The organism is Shimia sp. Alg240-R146, assembly GCF_947331465.1.
Lineage (GTDB): Bacteria > Pseudomonadota > Alphaproteobacteria > Rhodobacterales > Rhodobacteraceae > Shimia.
In genome coordinates this window covers 833,844-853,052 of sequence record NZ_CAMZOK010000002.1, presented here as the reverse complement: position 1 = coordinate 853,052, position 19,209 = coordinate 833,844, and the positions used below count along the sequence as shown (strand labels likewise).

Below are 19,209 nucleotides of genomic sequence, written 5' to 3'. Positions count from 1 at the left end.
TCACCAATGCCTGTTGAGGCCGCATGTGGCGACCTGATCGCGCCGCAATGAGCGCTTTGACAGCGGCTGTCAAGTGACCTATCGCCTGCGCCTTACGTCAAAACCGGTGGAATCGCGCACCGGCATTGGCTACACACGAAGAAACATCAAAGACCGGACCGTTCCATGCGCGCCAACACCGACACCATAATTTCACGTTGCGAAGCCAAGGGCCTGCGCATGACAGAACAGCGCCGCACAATTGCGGCAGTGCTTCAGGAAAGCAAGGATCACCCCGATGTCGAGGAGCTTTATGCCCGCGCCTCGGCACGCGACAGCGGCATTTCGCTGGCCACGGTCTATCGCACGGTGAAGCTATTTGAAGAGGCCGGCATCCTAGACAAGTTGGAATTTGGCGATGGCCGCGCACGCTACGAGGATGCGGAGCGCGAACATCACGATCACCTGATCGACATCAATTCCGGTCAGGTCATTGAATTTGTCGACCCCGACATCGAAGCGCTTCAGGAAAAAATTGCGGCCAAACTCGGCTATGCGCTCAAAGGCCACAAACTTGAGCTTTATGGCGTGCCGTTGAAAAAGTGAGGGGCGTTGCCCCTGCGACAGCAAGCTGTCACCACCCCAGGATACTTCAGGCAAGAGGAAGCCGTGGTGTCAGGCCCGCAGGCGGTCTCCTTTGGGATCAAACGGTGGCGCGTGGAGAATAGTGGCTTTGTGAGGCTTGCCGAGCACCATGACCTCAACCTGATCGCCAGCACCTGCGCCTTTGACATAGCCAAGCGCCAGCGACATCCCGACCGAGTAGCCATAGGCGCCCGAGGTCACGCGTCCGATTCCTTTGCCGTCTTTGAAGATCGGCTCACCACCGGTGGCGTCAGCATTTGATGCGCTCACGTCACCTTCCTCCAGATGCAGGAGCACGAGCTCTTCACGAGGCGCATTTTGCAGCACAGACGCCACAGCGGATTTGTTGAGGAAATCTTTTTGCATCTTGCAAAGCCGGTCCAGACCGACCTCTTGTGGCCAGTATTCCGGACTGTATTCGCGGCTCCAGCTGCCGTAACCTTTTTCCACCCGCAGGCTCATCAATGCTCGGCTGCCAACCGGACCTGCTCCGATTGCCTTACCTGCCTCTAGCAAGGCGGCATAAAGCGCGGCTTGATCGGCCTCGGCACAGTGCAATTCCCACCCGAGATCACCGGTAAATGACACTCGCAGTGCAAGCACATTGATGCCGGCGAGGTCGATGCGTTTTGAACGCATAAACGGGAAGTCCTTGGTTTCAAGCGACGTGTTGGTCAAACGCTGCAACAACGCGCGCGACTCTGGTCCTGCCACATTGAACCCGCAAACTGCTTCGGTCAGGCTTTCAAACGCCGTGCCGGCTGGCAAAGGCACCTGCTTGAAGAAACGCTTGTGATAGCGCTCTGCCATCCCAGATCCAATGATCCAGAATGAGTCGTCACCTGTGCGCGTCACAGTAAAATCGCCCGCGATCCCACCGCGTTTGCCGATCAATGGCGTCAGGCAGGACCGGCCTACTTCTCGCGGCATGACATTGGCAAAAATCGCATTTAGCCAGTCCTCTGCGCCGGCGCCTTTGCATTCGTATTTGGCAAAGTTGGAGATGTCGATGATGCCAGCCCGATCGCGCAGCATCCTGCATTCTTCGCCCACTGGCCCCCACCAGTTCTGCCGCGTGAATCCGTTTGTGTCCTGCGCATTCGGTGCATCCGCAAACCAAAGAGGATGCTCCCAGCCCGCGTTCAGGCCAAACACCGCCCCCAAATCCCGTTGCGTATCATATGCGGGACGTTTGCGCGCAGGCCGTCCCGCGGCGCGCTCTTCATTTGGAAAATGGATCGCGAAACGGTGCGCATACTGATCCTGCACCCGCGCCTTGGTGAACGCCTTGTCCGCCCAACTGTCAAACCGCGCCACATCCCAGCCAAACAGATCGTATTCAGTTTCGCCTTCGATCATCCATTGCGCTGCCGCCAGCCCCATGCCGCCGGATTGCGAAAAGCCCGGAATGATGCCGTTACAGCAGAAATAACCATCCAATTCCGGCACAGGCCCAAACAAAACGTTGCTGTCAGGTGACCAGATCATTGGCCCGTTGATCACACGCTTGATTCCTGCCTCACCCACGACAGGCACACGGTCGATCGCGCGCATCATATTGTCTTCGATACGCTCCAGATCGTCGGCAAACAGTTCATGTCCAAAATCCAGCGGCGTGCCTTCTTCGGCCCAAAACCGCATGTCGCGCTCATATGCGCCCACCAACAGGCCTTGCCCCTCTTGGCGCAGATAGTATTCGCCATCCCGGTCCGCCACCGACGGCAGTCGCCGTTCCATCGCATCGATTTCGGTGATGGTTTCGGTCACAAAATACTGGTGTTCTGTAGGTTGCAGGGGCAGGTTCAACCCCGCCATCGCCGCCACTTCGCGCCCCCACAAACCGGCCGCGTTGACCACCCAATTGGTGTGAATGTCGCCCTTGGGCGTGCGCACAATCCATGTGCCGTCGTCTTGTGCCTCGGTCGCCGTTACAGGCGTAAAGCGGTGAATTTCTGCACCCCTTTGCCGCGCGCCCACCGCATAGGCATTTGTCACACCGGATGGATCGACGTTGCCGCCATCGGGTTCATACATCACACACCGCACGCCCTCAAAATCCACCAGTGGATGCAGCTCCTGCGCCTCTTCGATGCTGATCTCATAAAAATTCATGCCGTAAAGCTTGGCCTTCGCCTCTTGCAGCCGCAGCTGATGTTCACGCTCCTCGGTCTGCGCCAGATACAATGAGCCCGGCTGAAACACCCCGCAGCTTTGGCCGGTTTCCGCCTCCAATTCATTGTAGAGGGTCATCGTATAGTGCTGAATGCGGCTAATATTGGTGCTGTCATGCAAGCCGTGAATATTCGCCGCAGCGTGCCACGTGGAGCCCGACGTCAACTCATCCCGCTCCAGCAAAACGACGTCTGACCATCCCAGCTTGGTCAAGTGATACAGGATCGAACAGCCGATCACGCCCCCGCCAATCACCACTGCCTGCGCTCTGTCCCGCATTTTGCTCTCCCTGACATCTGCTCCCCAAGCCTGACGCGCCCCGCGACCGCTCAATTGCCCCTTTGCGACGCATCCTGTCGTATTTTCACTTGCCCCAAAATCCACCCGCCCGTTTCATAGATTTAACAAACCTCGGAGGCTCCATATGAAAACCACCACCCGTGTTGTCGTGATCGGAGGCGGCGTCGTCGGCTGCTCCGTGCTTTATCACCTCACCAAACTCGGCTGGTCTGACGTGATGCTGCTGGAGCGCTCCGAGCTGACCTCAGGCTCCACATGGCACGCCGCAGGTGGCTTTCACACGCTGAACGGCGACACCAATATGGCCGCGCTGCAGGGCTACACCATCAGGCTTTATAAAGAGCTGGAAGAGATCACCGGCATGTCGTGCGGCCTGCATCACGTCGGTGGCGTGACGCTCGCGGACAATCAAGACCGCTTCGACATGCTTGTCGCAGAACGCGCCAAGCACCGTTTCATGGGACTTGAGACCGAAATCGTAACCCCCGAAGACATCAAGAAAATCGCACCGGTGACCAACACTGACGGCATTCTTGGCGCGCTTTACGATCCGCTTGATGGTCACCTTGATCCGTCGGGCACGACCCACGCCTATGCCAAGGCCGCGCGCATGGGCGGCGCCACGATTGAGACCCACACCAAGGTCATCGAAACCAACCAGCGCGCCGATGGCACTTGGGACGTCGTGACGGACAAAGGCACCATCCACACTGAACACGTCGTCAACGCGGGCGGCCTTTGGGCCCGAGAGGTCGGCGCGATGGCCGGTGTTTATTTCCCGCTGCACCCGATGGAACACCAATATCTGGTGACCGAAGACGTACCGCTGATTGTCGATATGATGAAAGACGGCATCGAGCATCCGCACGTCATGGATCCGGCTGGCGAAAGCTATCTGCGCCAAGAGGGCAAAGGCCTCTGCATCGGCTTTTATGAACAACCCTGCCGCCCGTGGGCTGTCGACGGAACCCTTTGGGATTTCGGCCATGAGTTGCTGCCGGATGACTTTGACAAGATCGAAGACAGCATTGATTTTGCTTACAAACGGTTCCCTGATCTGGAAACCGCAGGCATCAAATCCGTGATCCACGGCCCGTTCACTTTTGCGCCGGATGGCAACCCGCTCGTTGGCCCAGTGCCCGGCATGCGCAACTATTGGTCCGCTTGCGCCGTGATGGCCGGCTTCTCGCAAGGTGGCGGCGTTGGCCTGATGTTGGCGCAATGGATGATCGAGGGCGAATGTGAACGTGACACCTTCGCCATGGATTGCGCCCGCTTTGGTGACTGGATCACACCCGGCTACACTCGCCCGAAAGTCATTGAAAACTATCAGAAACGCTTCTCTGTATCCTATCCAAACGAGGAACTGCCCGCCGCACGGCCTTTCCGCCAGACTCCGATGTATGACACTTTCGACAAGATGGGCGCTGTCTGGGGACAGCAGTTTGGATTGGAAGTCGCCAACTACTTTGCCCAAAGTGATGAGCCGCGCTTTGAAACACCGTCCTTCCGCCGTTCCAACGCCTTTGACGCCACCGCGCGCGAGGTCAAAGTCGTCCGCGAGGCCGTCGGCATCAACGAAACCCATAACTTCGGCAAATATATCGTCACTGGTCCCAACGCCCGTGACTGGCTCGACCTCATCATGGCCGGTCGCATTCCAAAACAGGGCCGCCTAAGCCTCACCCCTATGCTGTCACCCAAAGGCCGACTAATCGGGGATTTCACCGTGTCCTGCCTGTCAGATCATGCTTTCCAATTGACCGCCTCCTACGGCTCGCAAGCCTACCACATGCGTTGGTTTGAACAGAACGAGGCCGAAGGCGTCAAAGTCGCAAATGTCTCTGACCGCCTAACAGGTTTCCAGATCGCCGGCCCCAAAGCGCGCGACGTGCTTACCGCTTGCACCCGCGACGACGTGTCCGAGATGAAATTCATGGATGTGCGCCAACTGACCATCGGTCTCGTCGACTGCCTGGTGCAACGCGTCAGCTATACTGGCGATTTAGGGTTTGAGATCTACTGCGATCCCATGGCGCAACGTGCCCTTTGGGACACGCTCTGGACCGCGGGTGAGCCGCACGGCATGCGCCCCTTCGGAATGCGCGCGATGATGAGCCTGCGGCTCGACAAGTTTTTCGGAAGTTGGTTGTCAGAGTTTTCACCCGACTACACGGCTGCGGAAACCGGCATGGACCGCTTTATCTCCTTTAAAAAGAACACCGATTTTATTGGCCGTGCCGCCGCCGAAGCGGAGCGTGACACCGGCCCAACCCGCCGCCTTTGCGCGTTTGAGGTCGAAGCTGAAGATGCCGACGTAAATGCCTATGAACCGATCTGGCTTGATGGTTCGGTGGTCGGATTTTGCACGTCGGGCGGCTATTCCCATCACGCTCAGAAATCCATTGCACAGGGGTTTCTGCCGTCGGATCGCGTCGCGGATGGACTTGAGGTCGAGATCGAAATTCTCGGTAAACTGCGCAAAGCCCGTGTGCTGACAACACCTCTGTTTGACGCCGACGGCGCAAGAATGCGAGGGTGAGCGCAACACTCTCAGGGACGCAAAATGCTCGCCATCCTCCTTCTTGCCGCAGGCCGATCCGCGCGTATGAATACGCGAGACAAATTGCTGGAACCAGTTGATAACGCGCCGCTTTTGAAGACGCTGACCAATCGAGCGGCCACAACAGGCGCACCGGTTTTTGTGGTGCTGCCTCCCGATCGGCCCAAGCGCAACACCGCCATTTCCGGCACCGTCGCACAGATCGTCACCGCCGACGACGCTCACCTCGGCATGGCGCATTCGCTGCGCGCTGGTATCGCCGCCCTGCCCGCCGACATCACCGCCGCCATGGTCCTGCCCGCCGACATGCCCGAAATCACCGCCAAGGACTTTGCGGAAATGCACGCGGCTCGCGCCGCCTCGCCAGCCGATGCCATCCTGCGCGCCACATCCGCCGATGGCACGCCGGGCCATCCGGTGATATTTCCACGCGCCCTTTTTCCCGACCTTTTGACCCTAACTGGTGACCAAGGCGCCCGCGCGATTCTAACGAAACACACCGCAAGACTCCGGCCCGTGCCATTGCCCGACCGCCACGCTGTGACCGATCTGGACACGCCGGATGACTGGGACAACTGGCGCAAATCGCGCATGTAGTTCCTCATGGCCTCGAAAGAGACGTGAAACGGTCGTGAAACCGCTTTCCGCCCCACAAGCCCTGTGGCATGTTGGCAGAAAGAGCAGAAAACGAACCGGATTATGCACGCATCACAGCCAACATTGCTGGGACATAAGTACTGCACCGCGCTTGATCTCGGGGTCTCGCTGACGTTTCGATTTCAATTTGTTCTATGCAAAACACCGCGTGACCTGCCTGGATTTCTAACCCGACCGTTTGCCGACCGCATTCTGCACCATCATGAGGCCTTGCCGGTCTGCGAATTGCTCGACCGAGAAGGTACGTCCTTGGGTGTGTTGCTTGGTTACGGCATGGATCAAGATGGCACGCGCCTTGCGGACAGTCATGACCTTAACATTTCCATCCAAGATGCTGACTTCGAAGAGAAATTGGAAGATTGGATTACTTGGCTGGCTGGCCGATTTCTGGTCCTGACCGACGTGCCCTGCGCCGACGGCGACCAAGGCCGTTCCCGCCGGATTTACCCTGATCCCGCCGGGTCTCTTGGCGCGGTCTATGATCCCCAGACCGGCATTGTCGCCTCCACACCGCTCCTGTGTCTGGAGCGTGATATCGACCCGGATCGCGGCTGCCGTCCGCCGGACGAGCTATTGTCCAACAAGGGGCTCAGGGCGCTCTTGCCGGAGTTTGACCCCAAAATACCGGTCGGAGGTTATGGGTTTGGCTCCACGATTGACCGACACCTGCGTCGCGTGATGGCCAACCGCTCAGTCGACCTTGATACATTTGTCGAACGCCGGTTTTGGGCGCCGGATCCCGAGATGCCTGACCTCACTCCGGCTGAGGCCGCCGATCAGATCGTGACTGTGATGCAATCCATGATGCAGGCGTTCTGCACCATCGGTCCGGGATATTTTGCAATCTCAGGCGGGCATGACAGCCGCATGTTGCTGGCCTGCGCCCCAGATCTTTCGACCACCGAAATGGAGCTTTATTGCTACGCCACAAATTGGATTGGCACGCTGGATGTGCGCGTATCAGAAGCGTTGGCGGAGACCTTAGGTCAGCCCATGCTTGGTCAAATTGCGGACGCCGGCCCCAAGGGCTCCTTCATCACCAACCGCAACACCGCAATGCGCACCCGGCAGCGATTTGCGCTTGGGTCAGGCCTTTCACATTTGGGGGATCAATGGTGGCAGCGGGGATACGCGCGCCAGCTGCGACAAGGCGAAATTTGGTTGCGCGGCAACTTTCTGGAAATCATCACCGCCCGGGTTTGGCCGCGCCACGCCCTAACGCCGCAAGATGAGCTGATGCACGCACTATCAAACACCCGCGTCGCGCTGGGTGACGAGGCCGACGTTGCGCGAAAGCTCGGCCGTTTTGACGACTGGCGCCAGAGTTTTCCGATGGATGAGGCCCGACACCTGCACGACCTGACCTATCTGGATCTCACCCTCGCCCCTGCCCAAGGTGCATTTTACGGCTTCTCCAGCCACACATATATTGCGCCGGGCAACAATCGCCGAATTTTTCAGCTCGCTATGCAGGTGCCGTGGATCGCCCGCAAACGCGGTGAGCTCTATGACGCAATCATGACCCGCGCCAATCCCGCCCTTCACCGCGTGCCCATGGTCGGCATGGCCACGTACCGGGCCCGCAAACTTGGCGTGCCCGCGCGGGAATATCTGGAACAAAAGATAGCGGCACTTACCTGAGCATCGAGTCGCAAGAAAAACCGAAAAATTCGGCTGCAAGAAGACGCCAGACCCGAGTCTCACCTCACCAACACAGGTCCGACCTGAACGATACCCCATACCGATTTAGACAAAGAACACACGATCTAAATGGATCATGAACTTCTCATAAAGGTCTGGAATTGTTGGTGCCTCTCCCCGGACTCGAACCGGGACGCCCTTGCGAGCAAGAGATTTTGAATCTCTCGTGTCTACCATTCCACCAGAGAGGCCGTCTCGGTGATGTACCCAACCTTTGTGGCGACGTCCAGCCCAAAACAGCCACTTTTCTACGACCTTTCGCCGGCCGGCCAAGCCCCGCACATCACATATTATTTGCTTGCACTTGGCGGCATATCCCCTAGGCACGTTTTAGGGACGACCAAAGGACTTACTTGATGCTGCGCGGCCTTTACGACTGGACAATGCGCCTTGCCGATCACCCACGCGCGCTGTGGGCGCTGGCGATTGTCAGCTTTGTTGAAAGCTCCTTCTTTCCAATTCCCCCCGACGTCCTGATGATCCCGATGATTCTCGCCGCCCCGCGCAAGGCGTGGTTGATTGCCGGTGTTGCCCTGGTGTCCTCGGTGCTTGGCGGCATGCTGGGCTACGCCATCGGCGCTTTTGCCTACGATCAGATCGGCCAACCGATTTTGGCCGCTCTCGGCAAGGGCGACGCCGCCGCAGCCTTTAGCACAAAGTTCAACGACTTCGGGTTCTGGGCTGTATTGGGCGCTGGCGTGACGCCGTTCCCCTACAAGGTCATTACCATTATGTCCGGCTGGACCGGCATGCCAATCGCCACGTTCATGGCCACATCCATACTGGCGCGTGGCTTGCGCTTTTTCGTGGTGGCAGCGCTGCTGTATCACTTTGGCGAACCGGTACGCGCTTTCATCGAAAAACGCTTCGGCCTTGTCGCCACCCTTTTTGTTGTGCTGCTGTTTGGCGGCTTTCTGCTTGTGAGTGCCCTATGAGACTTCTTGATATCCTGACTAAAAAACAATGGGTTGCCCTGCTGACTGCCTTCTCAGTCTTTATGGTGTTGGGCGCTTGGGGGTTTGAATTCATTGGCAACATGGCGCCTTGCAAACTCTGCTACTACCAACGCTATCCGCATTGGGTAGCCGGCGGCGCAGGCATGATCGCCCTCCTTATCGGCGGGCAAATCTGGCTCTACATCGGCGCATTGGGCGCGGCCACATCCGGCCTCGTCGCCGCCTACCACACGGGTGTTGAACGCAGCTGGTGGGAAGGCCCGACAAGCTGTACCGGAGGACAAGCACTTGATGGCTCAACCGAAGATCTGTTCAACCAGATCATGACCGCGCCAATGGTTCGCTGCGATGAGATTCCGTGGGAACTGTTCGGGCTCTCCATGGCCAATTACAATATGTTTATGTCACTGGCCGCCGGCGCTCTCTGGGTCATCGTGGCCCGTCGTTTCACATAAATATCAACGAGTTATATCTGGGTTCTTACCCGGATTTCTTGGTCGACAGCAGCAGGTTTGTCTCACTTGTTGACACCCCATCCAATCGGCGGATGAGGCCCAACACCTCATCGAGGTCGTCCAATGTGTCTGTGCCCAACTCAAGGATCAAATCCCAGCGCCCATTGGTGGAATGAATGGCCCGAACCGCCTTGATCCCGTTCAATTGCCGCACGATCCGTTCCGTGCCACGCCCTTCAATTCCCAGCAACATCAGGCCACGCACCGGATCGGTTTTGGTTTCTTCCTGCAGGACCACCGTAAATCCGACAATATCGCCGCGCTGACGCAGCCGTTCAATCCGTCCCCGCACCGTAGTGCGCGACACTCCAAGCTCCAGCGCCAGATCGGAAAGCGACGCGCGCGCATCATGGCGCAAAGCAGATATCAGCTTGCGATCAAAATCATCCATATCGGCACATTCTACATCCGTTTTGCCTAAGACCTTATCGTTTTGAGCAAATTGAGGGGTAAAAATCAACCCAATTTGAGCACATTTTTGCTTAAGAAGAAGAAACCACAGGAAATCGATATGACCGACCGCAGCTGCCTTTTGGTTGGCGCGCCAGTCGACAGCGGCAAACAACGTCGCGGTTGTCTGATGGGGCCTGACGCCTACCGCACCGCCGGCCTGAGCGAAAGCCTTGCCGATCTGGGATATGACGTCCGCGATTTGGGCAATGTAGCCCCGACAACGCACGCAGCTGATCCCGCTGGCACAATGCCTCACAAGCTCAACGAAACCATCGCTTGGACCGAATCTCTTACCAAGGCCGCCGAGGATGCGATGTCCGAAGGTCTGCCGATCTTTTTGGGCGGCGACCATAGCCTCGCAGCCGGTACCGTCAGCGGTGTAGCCAACTACGCTGCGCGCCAAAACCGACCGCTGTTTGTGCTCTGGCTGGACGCGCACACCGATTTTCACACGCCCCAGACCACCGACTCCGGCAACCTGCACGGCACGCCGGTGGCCTATTTCTCTGGCCTTGAAGGCTTTGACGGCTTCCCGCCCGTTCAAAACCCCGTGCCACAAGAAAACATCTGCATGATTGGCCTGCGCTCGGTGGACGCCGCCGAACGGCGCGCCATTCAGGCCACCGACATTCGCACCCACGACATGCGCGACATAGACGAAAACGGCATTGCCCGACCTCTCGCGGCCTTCCTCAAGGACGTTGCCGCACAAAACGGCCTCCTGCATGTCTCCCTTGATGTCGACTTCCTTGACCCGTCGGTCGCCCCTGCCGTTGGTACCACCGTCCCCGGCGGCGCCACGGTGCGCGAGGCGCATCTGGTGATGGAAATGCTACACGACAGCGGTCTTTTGTCTTCGATGGACCTCGTAGAACTTAACCCCTTTCTGGATGAACGTGGACGCACCGCCAACTTGATGGTGGATCTCGCCGCCTCAGCCCTCGGTCGCCGTGTATTTGACCGCCCAACCCGCAGTTTTTGATTAAAGTAGAGGAGCCACCCAATGACCCAACCTTCCCACAAAGCCCTCGTGCCCTTTGTATCCGTCGACAACATGATGCGCTTGGTGCACCACATTGGCGTCGAACAGGTTCTCACCGACCTTGCCGCCTACGTCGAAGAAGATTTCCTTCGTTGGGAGCTGTTTGACAAAACCCCGCGGGTCGCCAGCCACTCTGACGTAGGGGTCATCGAACTGATGCCCACATCTGATGGTGAGGCCTATGGCTTCAAATACGTCAACGGCCATCCAAAAAATACCTCTGAGGGTCTGCAAACCGTCACCGCCTTTGGCTTGCTTGCGGATGTTTACACCGGCTATCCCGTGCTGCTGACCGAGATGACCATGCTCACCGCCCTGCGCACAGCCGCAACATCGGCAATGGTGGCAAAACACCTCGCCCCCAAAGGCGCCGACACCATGGCGATGATCGGCAACGGCGCACAGTCGGAATTTCAGACAATGGCCATGAAGGCCATCGTTGGCCTCAAGACAGTCCGTCTTTACGACGTCGATCCCGCAGCCACCCGCAAATGCGCGCAAAACCTTGCGAACAGCGGTCTGAACGTCGTGGTCTGCGGCTCTCCCGAAGAAGCCATCCAAGGCGCGCAGATCCTGACCACCTGCACCGCCGACAAACAATGTGCCACGATCCTGAGCGACAACATGGTTGGCGCGGGCGTGCACATCAACGCCATCGGCGGTGACTGCCCGGGTAAAACCGAACTTGCCAAAGGTATTCTGGAACGCTCCACCGTCTTTGTAGAGTTCCCGCCCCAGACCCGGATCGAAGGCGAAATTCAACAAATGGATCCGGACTTTGCTGTCACCGAGATGTGGGAAGTCCTGTCCGGCACCGCCCAAGGCCGTACCGATGCGCGCCAGATTACCTTGTTTGACAGCGTTGGCTTTGCAATCGAGGATTTTTCGGCCCTGCGCTACATCCGCGACAAGGTCGCCGACACCGCATTCAGCGAAGACCTCGACATGCTGGCCGACCCTGACGATCCCCGCGATCTCTTCGGCATGCTTCAGCGCGCCAAAGCCTAATTGGCGCGCCCGTCAGGGGCGCTCCGCATGTGTCACGCCTGCAATTCAGCGTCCCAATAAAGAAAATCCATCCAGCTTTCGTGCAGAAAGTTGGGCGGAAACCGCCTCCCCATATTGCGCAACTCTTCCGCGCAAGGTTGCCTTGGCGGTTTGCGCAACGACATGCCGATCTGGCGCAGGCTCTTGCTGCCTTTGCGCAAATTGCACGGGCTGCACGCCGCCACCACATTCTGCCAGCTGGTCACACCACCCGCCGCGCGTGGCACCACATGATCAAACGTCAAATCCCCGCGGCTGCCACAATACTGACAACAGAATTCATCCCTCAGAAATAAATTAAAGCGCGTGAAGGCCACGCGCTTTTGAGGTTTTACATAGTCTTTCAGAACGACAACCGACGGTATCCGTATCACCGTCGACGGGCTTCTCACCACTTGGTCATATTCCGAAACGATATCAACGCGGTCCATATACGCCGCCTTTATCGCATCCTGCCAGGGCCACAGCGACAACGGATAATATGACAACGGCCTGTAATCCGCATTCAGAACCAACGCGGGGTGTTGCTTCAACCCAGTCGGCTGCCGTGTGAACTCCGTCCTGAAATCGCCATCCATCGGTAACGTCTCCTGCCCCGGTTAGCATCTGGAATGACCAGAATGCCCAGCTTGTCGGCTTCCAAGGCGGGCGCACCGCCCCGGCTCTCTTCCACTATATATCGTGGCAGCTATCTGACAAGCCTCACAATCTATGCGGATATGCCATTCGAGTAGAGGTTTTTCGTAACATCCCTGTGACGCCAAAAAAACAGGCTGTGAAACTTATCCACAGCCTGCATTCCGATCTTTTTGCGGATCACATCAGTAGAATTTCAGCCCGCGCAAATCAAACGCTTTGGACAGGGTCAAAGAATAGCGCACGTCGTCCTGCGCCACCATTGTGCCCACTCCGTACTGTCCGATCGCATTTGTTGCCCGCGCATCCAGGGAAAAGCCGCTGTTGGCAAAGTTGTAGCGCAGCCCCGCGGCCCAGGTGGCCGTATTGCCGTCCAGCGCAACCGGTGTGACTTCCCCGATCAATTCCAGCGCGTCGCTTGCCCTGAAATTCACGCCAAGGCCAAGCCCGCCAATTTCGGTGTTGCCAAAGGCTGCGACCTTTGGATTGGCAGTCAGCACAAACCGCCCGCCCGGCGTTTTATAACTCGCCATTGCCTCGGCGAAAAACACGCCCAGCTTCTGCGCGTTGCTTTCGATCTGACGCCCGTAAAGCACCCGTGCCGCCAGAGAAAAGGCGTTGCCGTTGTTCTGATCCATAAACCGGAGCTTCGGGCCAATCATGTACCGCACCTTCGTTGTCGGCACCAGATTGGCCGGCGCCGTCGGGTTGTCGGAATACTGCTCAAAAATCACCTGAATTTCACCGTCGCGATCCGGGCTAAATCCGATCAGGCCACCAGCATTGTTGTCGCTGCCATACCAGCCGCTGACCCGCATGTGACCCGGATCAAGCACATCCGCCGATCCAAGTGTCAAACCGTCCTGTTGTAGCTGCGCCTGTCTGACCGTTGCCGGGGCCGCCGAGGCGCGATAGGTCACCGGGCGCTTGGCGCCGGGTGTATAGATCAGGCGCATACCGGCCAAAACCTCGTCCCCTTCCGGCCAGAACGTCAGAATGCTGGTTGCCGGCGTCATACCGAAACCATTCGTAATATAGCCCTCCAGCGCCGCTTTGGGCGTCACGTTATAGCGGGCGCCTACCGTCCAAACCGGCTCCTTCGTGTAATTGCCAGCTGAATCGATGGTGTTGCTGCCACTCACGGGCACATTGATGCTGCCAAACAGGCCCAAACGTTCACTTGGCTTATAGCTTGCGCCGGCGCCAATGCTCGCCACGGTGCCGTAAAAATTGGTGCCCCCTACCGAGCTCGGAAACACCGAAACCGCGGGGGTCACATGAAGCTGAAGCCCCTGCCCGACGTTGAACGACAAAGGCGCTTTGATCGACCCGATCACCACATTGCTGTTGTTACCGCCAAACAGCGGAGAGTTCAGTTTGAGAAAACTCTCGACCGAGGCTTGCGCGGCAAAAGACACCCTTTCGTTGTTGAAAAACTGGTACTTGCCGGAAAAGGCCAGAATAGACGTGTCAATTAACGGCGTGCTGCCGCCAATAGGACCGGCCACTGGATCGTTGAAGTTCTGAAAATCCACACCAAAGCTCAAGCGGTCACTGACCGAATAGCTGCCGCTGCCATAATAGGTCTGCAGCCCCGTTCCCGGACCGCTTCCCGCTTGATGGGTGCCGATGGTCAGCTCCATCGATCCCGCATGATAGACATTTGCAGTCTCAAAGGCACGCAAGCGCACCGGTTGATCCTCCAGAACCGAAGGCGCCTCCTGCGCGGCGGCGCCGCCAGCAACCAACATGAGGCCAGCGACAACGCGCGCAATGGCCGTGCCATTAACATCTACGGCTTTCAAAATCATTTTGTCGTCCAATGCAAATCTATGTCTCCGGACCTGTCTAACCCGCAAACCCGCCGTGCCAAAGGAAATTAACAAAACACCCCCGCCTTTAGGGCGAGGGTGACCAATCAAACACGCAGGGCGGCAAATCCCGCCCATAAATCCGTCAAACCGCGATCACAGTCCCAGCTTGTCGCGCATGAATGCCAAAGCCACCGACAGCCCATCGGGTGCGATCCCATGCGCGGTGCCTTTCATGATGTGTGCATAAACGTCCTGAAATCCGGCTTTCTGCAAAGCTTCCGCGGCTTCCGGCAAGGATTGCGGCGGTACAACGTCGTCCTGATCGCCATGCACCAACAACACCGACGGGCGCGACACAACCTCGTCCTCCAGCAGTTCCGGCTGCAACAACCGGCCGGAAAACGCGACGATTCCGGCAATCTCGTCCTCACGGCGCGGCGCAACATGCAGGCTCATCATCGTGCCTTGGCTAAAGCCAAACAACACCACTTGTTCCGGCAGCAAATCTTCGTCCACCATCACCGCATCCAAAAACGCGTTCAGATCATCCACCGCCGCCATCATGCCGCGCGCGGATTCCTCTTCGCTTGATCCGTCAATCCACGGGATCGGAAACCACTGCCGTCCCATCGGCATGCCCGGAATTTCCTCAGGCGCATCGGGGGCCAAAAAAAGCGTGTCCGGCAAATGTTCCGCCAGCGGGTCCGCCAGCCCCATCAAATCTGCGCCATTGGCGCCGTACCCATGCAGGAAAATTACGGCTGAGCGGGTCTCTCCCGACTGTGGTTCCTTACGGCTTGTCTGCAAAACACGGGTCATCTGCGCACTCTCCTAATCTCAGTTGCCCCTGTCTGTCACGCCCCGCGCGCCATCGCAAGAACGCCGCGACGGCGCGACACGTCTTGTACTTCTTTCTGGCCAAAATACCCAATGCGCCTCGGGGTGTTCAGGCAATGCCTTCGCGGTTTTTCTCCACGTGGTAGTAAGCCCATAAAATCCGCGCCGCCACCGACCGCCACGGAGACCACGCCTCCGCCATCTGCCGCAGCGCTTTTTCCTTAGGGCGCTCCGGCAACTCAAACAGAATGCGTGCACCTTCCTGAAGCGCCAGATCCCCCGGCGCAAACACATCAGCCCGTCCAAGCGAAAACATCGCATAGATCTCTGCAGTCCAGATCCCGATCCCGGTGACAGCCGTCAAGGCCTTCACCACCTCATCCGTTGGCGTTTGCCGCAATACCTCAAAGTCGATGTCTGCCGCCGCCAAAGCCTGCGCATATTTGATCTTCTGCCGCGACAGCCCGCCTGCCCGCAGCCCCTCATCGCCTGCCGCCATCACCGCCTCAGGCGTCACCAACCCCAGATCTTCCAGCCGCGCCCAAATCGCGCGCGCCGAGGCCACGCTGACCTGCTGGCTGACAATCGCGCTCAACAATTGCGCAAACCCGTCTGGGCGCAATCGCAACGGCAAATCTCCCGTCTCTTGCAAGGCCGCGCCAAATCGAGGATCCGCCGCCGCCAGCCATGCCGCGCCTTCGCTGACGCAGGCGTCGCTCATGATGATCCGTTCCACACCGTCCGACATGACTTCCCTCGTGTTTCCTGTCGCTGGACATTAGCCACCGAATTAGCCCGCGCCAAGCTCTGGACGTCTCTTGGTGAACAAGCTAACGATTTGCCCATGACCCAAACCATCGCCCCCCAACCCGCCGACGATTCCCGCGCCAAGCGCAATGTCGTCATCCTTGTGCTTGCCCAAGCGTTTCTTGGCGCACAAATGCCTCTGATCTTCACGATTGGTGGCCTTGCGGGGCAATCTCTGGCATCAAACATCTGTTTTGCCACGCTGCCGATCTCGCTGATCGTTTTGGGCTCGATGCTGTCCGCCACGCCGCTGTCGGCAATCATGCAACGCTATGGGCGCCGCGCCGGCTTCCTTGTGGGCACCACCGGCGGCGCACTTGGCGCGGCGATTGGTGCCTATGGTCTCTATCTGAACAGCTTTGGGGTGTTTCTCTTCGGCTCACTTCTCACCGGCGTGTATATGTCGGCGCAGGGGTTCTACCGCTTTGCCGCCTCAGACACGGCCTCTGACGACTTCCGCCCCAAAGCAATTTCGTATGTCATGGCCGGCGGTCTGCTCTCGGCCATCATTGGCCCGCAACTGGTCAAAGTCACCTCGGATTCGATGGTTGTTCCGTTTCTCGGCGCCTACCTCACGGTCATCGCGATCAACGTGATTGGGTCCGCGCTGTTCTTCTTCATCGACATTCCCAAACCCGAAGCCCCGGCCGAGGACGCCCCAAAGGGCCGCACCCGCTGGGAACTGATCACCACACCGCGCATCGCGGTGGCGGTGATCTGCGCCATGGTCGCCTATGCTTTGATGAATCTTGTGATGACCTCGACACCGCTCGCCGTGGTTGGCTGCGGATTTGAACAGAATGACGCCGCCAATGTCGTAACCGCCCATGTGTTGGCCATGTTTGCGCCCTCGTTTTTCACCGGCCACCTGATCGCACGGTTTGGTGTGGAAAGGATCGTCGGCGCAGGCATTCTGATCCTTGGTGCCGCAGGTGTTGTGGCGCTTCAGGGCGTCGAACTTGAGAACTTCTTTGTCGCGCTGATCCTGCTGGGTCTGGGCTGGAACTTTGGTTTCATCGGCGCCACCACCATGCTGGCTGGTGCTCACAGCGTCGAAGAGCGTGGCCGCATGCAGGGTATGAACGACCTGATTGTCTTTGGCGGGGTCACTGTCGCCTCACTGGCCTCGGGCGGTCTTATGAATTGTTCGGGCGGCAACGCGGTGACCGGATGGACGTCGGTGAACATCGCTATGGCGCCCTTCCTGATGCTGGCAGGTGGAGCGTTGATCTGGCTGGTCATGCGCCCCAAAGACGCCTGAGAAAACCGGACGTCCTAGTAAGCCTTACCGACCCTGCGCATAATCAGGCTGGCCCGCTTGGCAAACTCGCTTTGCCCAAGTGTGCCGTCCTTGACGCGCTCTGGCATTCGCACCGCCTGACGCAAAATCGCGCTGGCCTGCCAAGCTGCCAACAACGCCTGCGCAGCGGGCTTTGACACCTCGCCCCGTCGGGCCTGCGCACGATTCAAACGCGCCAGGCCAGCCTCGGCCAAGGCCGCAACCGCCTCGGGCCGTCCATCCAACAGCGGCACCCGTTTGGCCTTTTCCAATGCGGGAATAGCCCGCAGCCAATTGGCCAAGCCCAAAGCGTACCCGACATCCTGCGCCACCTCGACAGGACACGCGCCCAATGCCTGAGCCGCGACTTGCATCAAGCCGCCAGCGGTGTCTTGCAGATAGCTTTCAAAATGCGCCGCATCTTCAAACGGATCGCGATAGATGTCCCAGCGACGCGCCACCACAAGTCGGTCCAAAACCTCAGCCGCCTCGCCGTCAATCGCCAGCGCCAATGACGTCACCACATCGTGGCGACGCACGAAACCGCCGACGCGGATTTCCTCCAATGCATCGCGCCACCATTGCAGGCGCATCTCTGCAATCATGCTTTCTTGTGTCACCCATGGCGCGCGCGCGACCTCGACATTGAACGCATAGATCGGCAACAGTACATCCCGCGCCGCAGGTTTAGCGGCCAAAACGGCGGCAAACCGGTCAGGATCGCCCTTTTGAACGATCTCGGCGCAGGCCATCAGGTCATCTGAACTGCTCAAGAAAAGCCCCCATCACTGCCGCCGTTTGTGGCGCATCCACAATATCAAGATGCCCAACGCCTTCCACCACATGATAGTGGCCCTTACCGGTCACGCCTGACATCAACGGCTCGTACCCTTCGGCCACAAAACTCTCGTCTTTGGATCCGGCAATCAACACAAACTCCGGCAAAGCGGCCACATCCTCCAGATAGGCCGCACGCGGCGCGAAAGATTGGTTCAACCGCCAGCTATACGCCAGCGTCGCCTGATGTCCGGTTGGCCCGTCAACCACGTCTTTGGGCATGGAGAATTCGATCATCACCAGATGATCCAACGCCCGAATACCCACCATATTGAGCATACTCAGCCCGACAATGCGCCGCGTCATAGGCCGCGCCCACCCGCCGGAATTTGGCCGCGTAACCGGCGCGTCATGCTTTAGGAACGGCGCCATCAACACAGCGCCATCAATCAAGTCGCGATGATCCCCTCCGGCAAATCGCACAACTAGTCCGCCACCGGAACTGTGCCCGCCAAGCACAACCGCCTGCCCGTCTTTGCTATGCGCCGCAATCAGGTCCGCCAGATCATCTTCCATCTGCCCGACATAGCCGACATCGCCGCGCGGCGCAGGCCCGTTAAAATGGCCTCTCAGGTTCACAGTCAGAACATCGGCCTTGGCTGCCAAGGTCCGCGCCAGACCGTCAAACTGCCCGCCATGCCAGCCCGACCCGTGCACCATCACCAAAAGCGGCGCACCCTCCGGTCCGGCGACAAATCCGGACGTCAGCGTGGCTTTGTCCCGCGCACTGGTCTGCACCATGTCCAAAGGCGCCACCGCAGCACGCGCCAAAGTGCCCGAAAAATCCAGTCCTGCGCCAGTTTCGGCGCCGAGATCACCCAACGGACGCTGCGATGCGATCAATCCGATCGCAATGCACAAGAAAATCACCGGCGTTACAACAACGCCCCACAGTAAATGTCTCATCTAAATCTCAAATCCTCAAACAGGTCGGACAACACACAGCAAATATCCGGTTTTACCCTGCTA

Annotated in this window: 17 protein-coding genes and 1 tRNA gene; 9 read left to right on the top strand and 9 right to left on the bottom strand. The window is 58.4% G+C overall.

Annotation, left to right across the window (positions count from 1 at the left end; translation table 11 throughout):
- Window positions 1-165: 165 nt before the first annotated feature.
- A complete protein-coding gene (locus tag PG871_RS13365; RefSeq protein ID WP_270730066.1) occupies window positions 166-585 on the top strand; it encodes a Fur family transcriptional regulator in 420 nt (139 codons plus the stop codon).
- Between the two features lie 69 nt (window positions 586-654).
- On the opposite strand, the gene PG871_RS13360 is transcribed toward PG871_RS13365, so the two are convergent.
- A complete protein-coding gene (locus tag PG871_RS13360) occupies window positions 655-3,075 on the bottom strand; it encodes a GcvT family protein (RefSeq protein ID WP_270730064.1) in 2,421 nt (806 codons plus the stop codon).
- A 145-nt stretch (window positions 3,076-3,220) separates the two neighbouring features.
- On the opposite strand from PG871_RS13360, the gene PG871_RS13355 reads away from it, so the two are divergent.
- The 3 genes from PG871_RS13355 to PG871_RS13345 all read left to right on the top strand — a co-directional run bounded on the left by PG871_RS13355 (window position 3,221) and on the right by PG871_RS13345 (window position 7,957).
- Window positions 3,221-5,638, top strand: coding sequence for a GcvT family protein (locus PG871_RS13355; protein WP_270730063.1), 2,418 nt, complete (start codon window positions 3,221-3,223; stop codon window positions 5,636-5,638).
- A 24-nt stretch (window positions 5,639-5,662) separates the two neighbouring features.
- Window positions 5,663-6,256, top strand: a complete 594-nt coding sequence (locus PG871_RS13350) for a nucleotidyltransferase family protein (protein WP_270730062.1) — start codon at window positions 5,663-5,665, stop codon at window positions 6,254-6,256.
- 102 nt (window positions 6,257-6,358) lie between these two features.
- Complete coding sequence (locus PG871_RS13345; RefSeq protein ID WP_270730060.1) at window positions 6,359-7,957, top strand: hypothetical protein; 1,599 nt, start codon at window positions 6,359-6,361, stop codon at window positions 7,955-7,957.
- A 165-nt stretch (window positions 7,958-8,122) separates the two neighbouring features.
- Here PG871_RS13345 and PG871_RS13340 read toward each other — a convergent pair.
- Window positions 8,123-8,208: transfer RNA gene (locus PG871_RS13340), tRNA-Leu, on the bottom strand.
- A 165-nt stretch (window positions 8,209-8,373) separates the two neighbouring features.
- Between PG871_RS13340 and PG871_RS13335 the strand changes: the two genes are divergently transcribed.
- On the top strand, window positions 8,374-8,952 hold the full coding sequence (locus PG871_RS13335) for a YqaA family protein (RefSeq protein ID WP_270730059.1): 579 nt from the start codon (window positions 8,374-8,376) through the stop codon (window positions 8,950-8,952).
- The gene (locus PG871_RS13330; protein WP_270730057.1) at window positions 8,949-9,428 is read left to right on the top strand and encodes a disulfide bond formation protein B; all 480 of its coding nucleotides are present in this window, start codon (window positions 8,949-8,951) and stop codon (window positions 9,426-9,428) included. The genes PG871_RS13335 and PG871_RS13330 overlap by 4 nt, the downstream gene beginning before the upstream one ends.
- A 25-nt stretch (window positions 9,429-9,453) precedes the next feature.
- On the opposite strand, the gene PG871_RS13325 is transcribed toward PG871_RS13330, so the two are convergent.
- On the bottom strand, window positions 9,454-9,879 hold the full coding sequence (locus PG871_RS13325) for an Lrp/AsnC family transcriptional regulator (protein ID WP_270730056.1): 426 nt from the start codon (window positions 9,877-9,879) through the stop codon (window positions 9,454-9,456).
- Window positions 9,880-9,999: 120 nt separating this feature from the next.
- On the opposite strand from PG871_RS13325, the gene rocF reads away from it, so the two are divergent.
- Both rocF and PG871_RS13315 read left to right on the top strand, forming a co-directional pair.
- Window positions 10,000-10,923 carry an arginase gene (gene rocF, locus PG871_RS13320; protein ID WP_270730899.1) on the top strand — a complete coding sequence of 308 codons (924 nt, stop codon included), beginning with the start codon at window positions 10,000-10,002 and terminating at the stop codon, window positions 10,921-10,923.
- Window positions 10,924-10,944: 21 nt separating this feature from the next.
- A complete protein-coding gene (locus PG871_RS13315) occupies window positions 10,945-11,991 on the top strand; it encodes an ornithine cyclodeaminase (protein ID WP_270730054.1) in 1,047 nt (348 codons plus the stop codon).
- Window positions 11,992-12,023: 32 nt separating this feature from the next.
- Here PG871_RS13315 and PG871_RS13310 read toward each other — a convergent pair whose 3' ends face one another.
- From PG871_RS13310 to PG871_RS13295, 4 genes are all read right to left on the bottom strand, one after another.
- On the bottom strand, window positions 12,024-12,608 hold the full coding sequence (locus tag PG871_RS13310; RefSeq protein ID WP_270730052.1) for an HNH endonuclease: 585 nt from the start codon (window positions 12,606-12,608) through the stop codon (window positions 12,024-12,026).
- Between the two features lie 243 nt (window positions 12,609-12,851).
- Window positions 12,852-14,477, bottom strand: a complete 1,626-nt coding sequence (locus PG871_RS13305) for a hypothetical protein (protein WP_270730051.1) — start codon at window positions 14,475-14,477, stop codon at window positions 12,852-12,854.
- Between the two features lie 156 nt (window positions 14,478-14,633).
- Window positions 14,634-15,299: an alpha/beta hydrolase gene (locus PG871_RS13300; RefSeq protein ID WP_270730049.1), complete on the bottom strand. Its 666-nt coding sequence runs from the start codon at window positions 15,297-15,299 to the stop codon at window positions 14,634-14,636.
- A gap of 127 nt (window positions 15,300-15,426) precedes the next feature.
- A complete protein-coding gene (locus PG871_RS13295; protein WP_270730047.1) occupies window positions 15,427-16,065 on the bottom strand; it encodes a DNA-3-methyladenine glycosylase family protein in 639 nt (212 codons plus the stop codon).
- 96 nt (window positions 16,066-16,161) lie between these two features.
- Between PG871_RS13295 and PG871_RS13290 the strand changes: the two genes are divergently transcribed.
- On the top strand, window positions 16,162-17,385 hold the full coding sequence (locus tag PG871_RS13290) for an MFS transporter (RefSeq protein WP_270730043.1): 1,224 nt from the start codon (window positions 16,162-16,164) through the stop codon (window positions 17,383-17,385).
- Between the two features lie 14 nt (window positions 17,386-17,399).
- On the opposite strand, the gene PG871_RS13285 is transcribed toward PG871_RS13290, so the two are convergent.
- Window positions 17,400-18,176: a squalene/phytoene synthase family protein gene (locus tag PG871_RS13285; RefSeq protein WP_270730041.1), complete on the bottom strand. Its 777-nt coding sequence runs from the start codon at window positions 18,174-18,176 to the stop codon at window positions 17,400-17,402.
- Window positions 18,160-19,146 carry an alpha/beta hydrolase gene (locus tag PG871_RS13280; protein ID WP_270730038.1) on the bottom strand — a complete coding sequence of 329 codons (987 nt, stop codon included), beginning with the start codon at window positions 19,144-19,146 and terminating at the stop codon, window positions 18,160-18,162. Before PG871_RS13280 ends, PG871_RS13285 begins: the two co-directional genes overlap by 17 nt.
- Window positions 19,147-19,209: the final 63 nt, after the last annotated feature.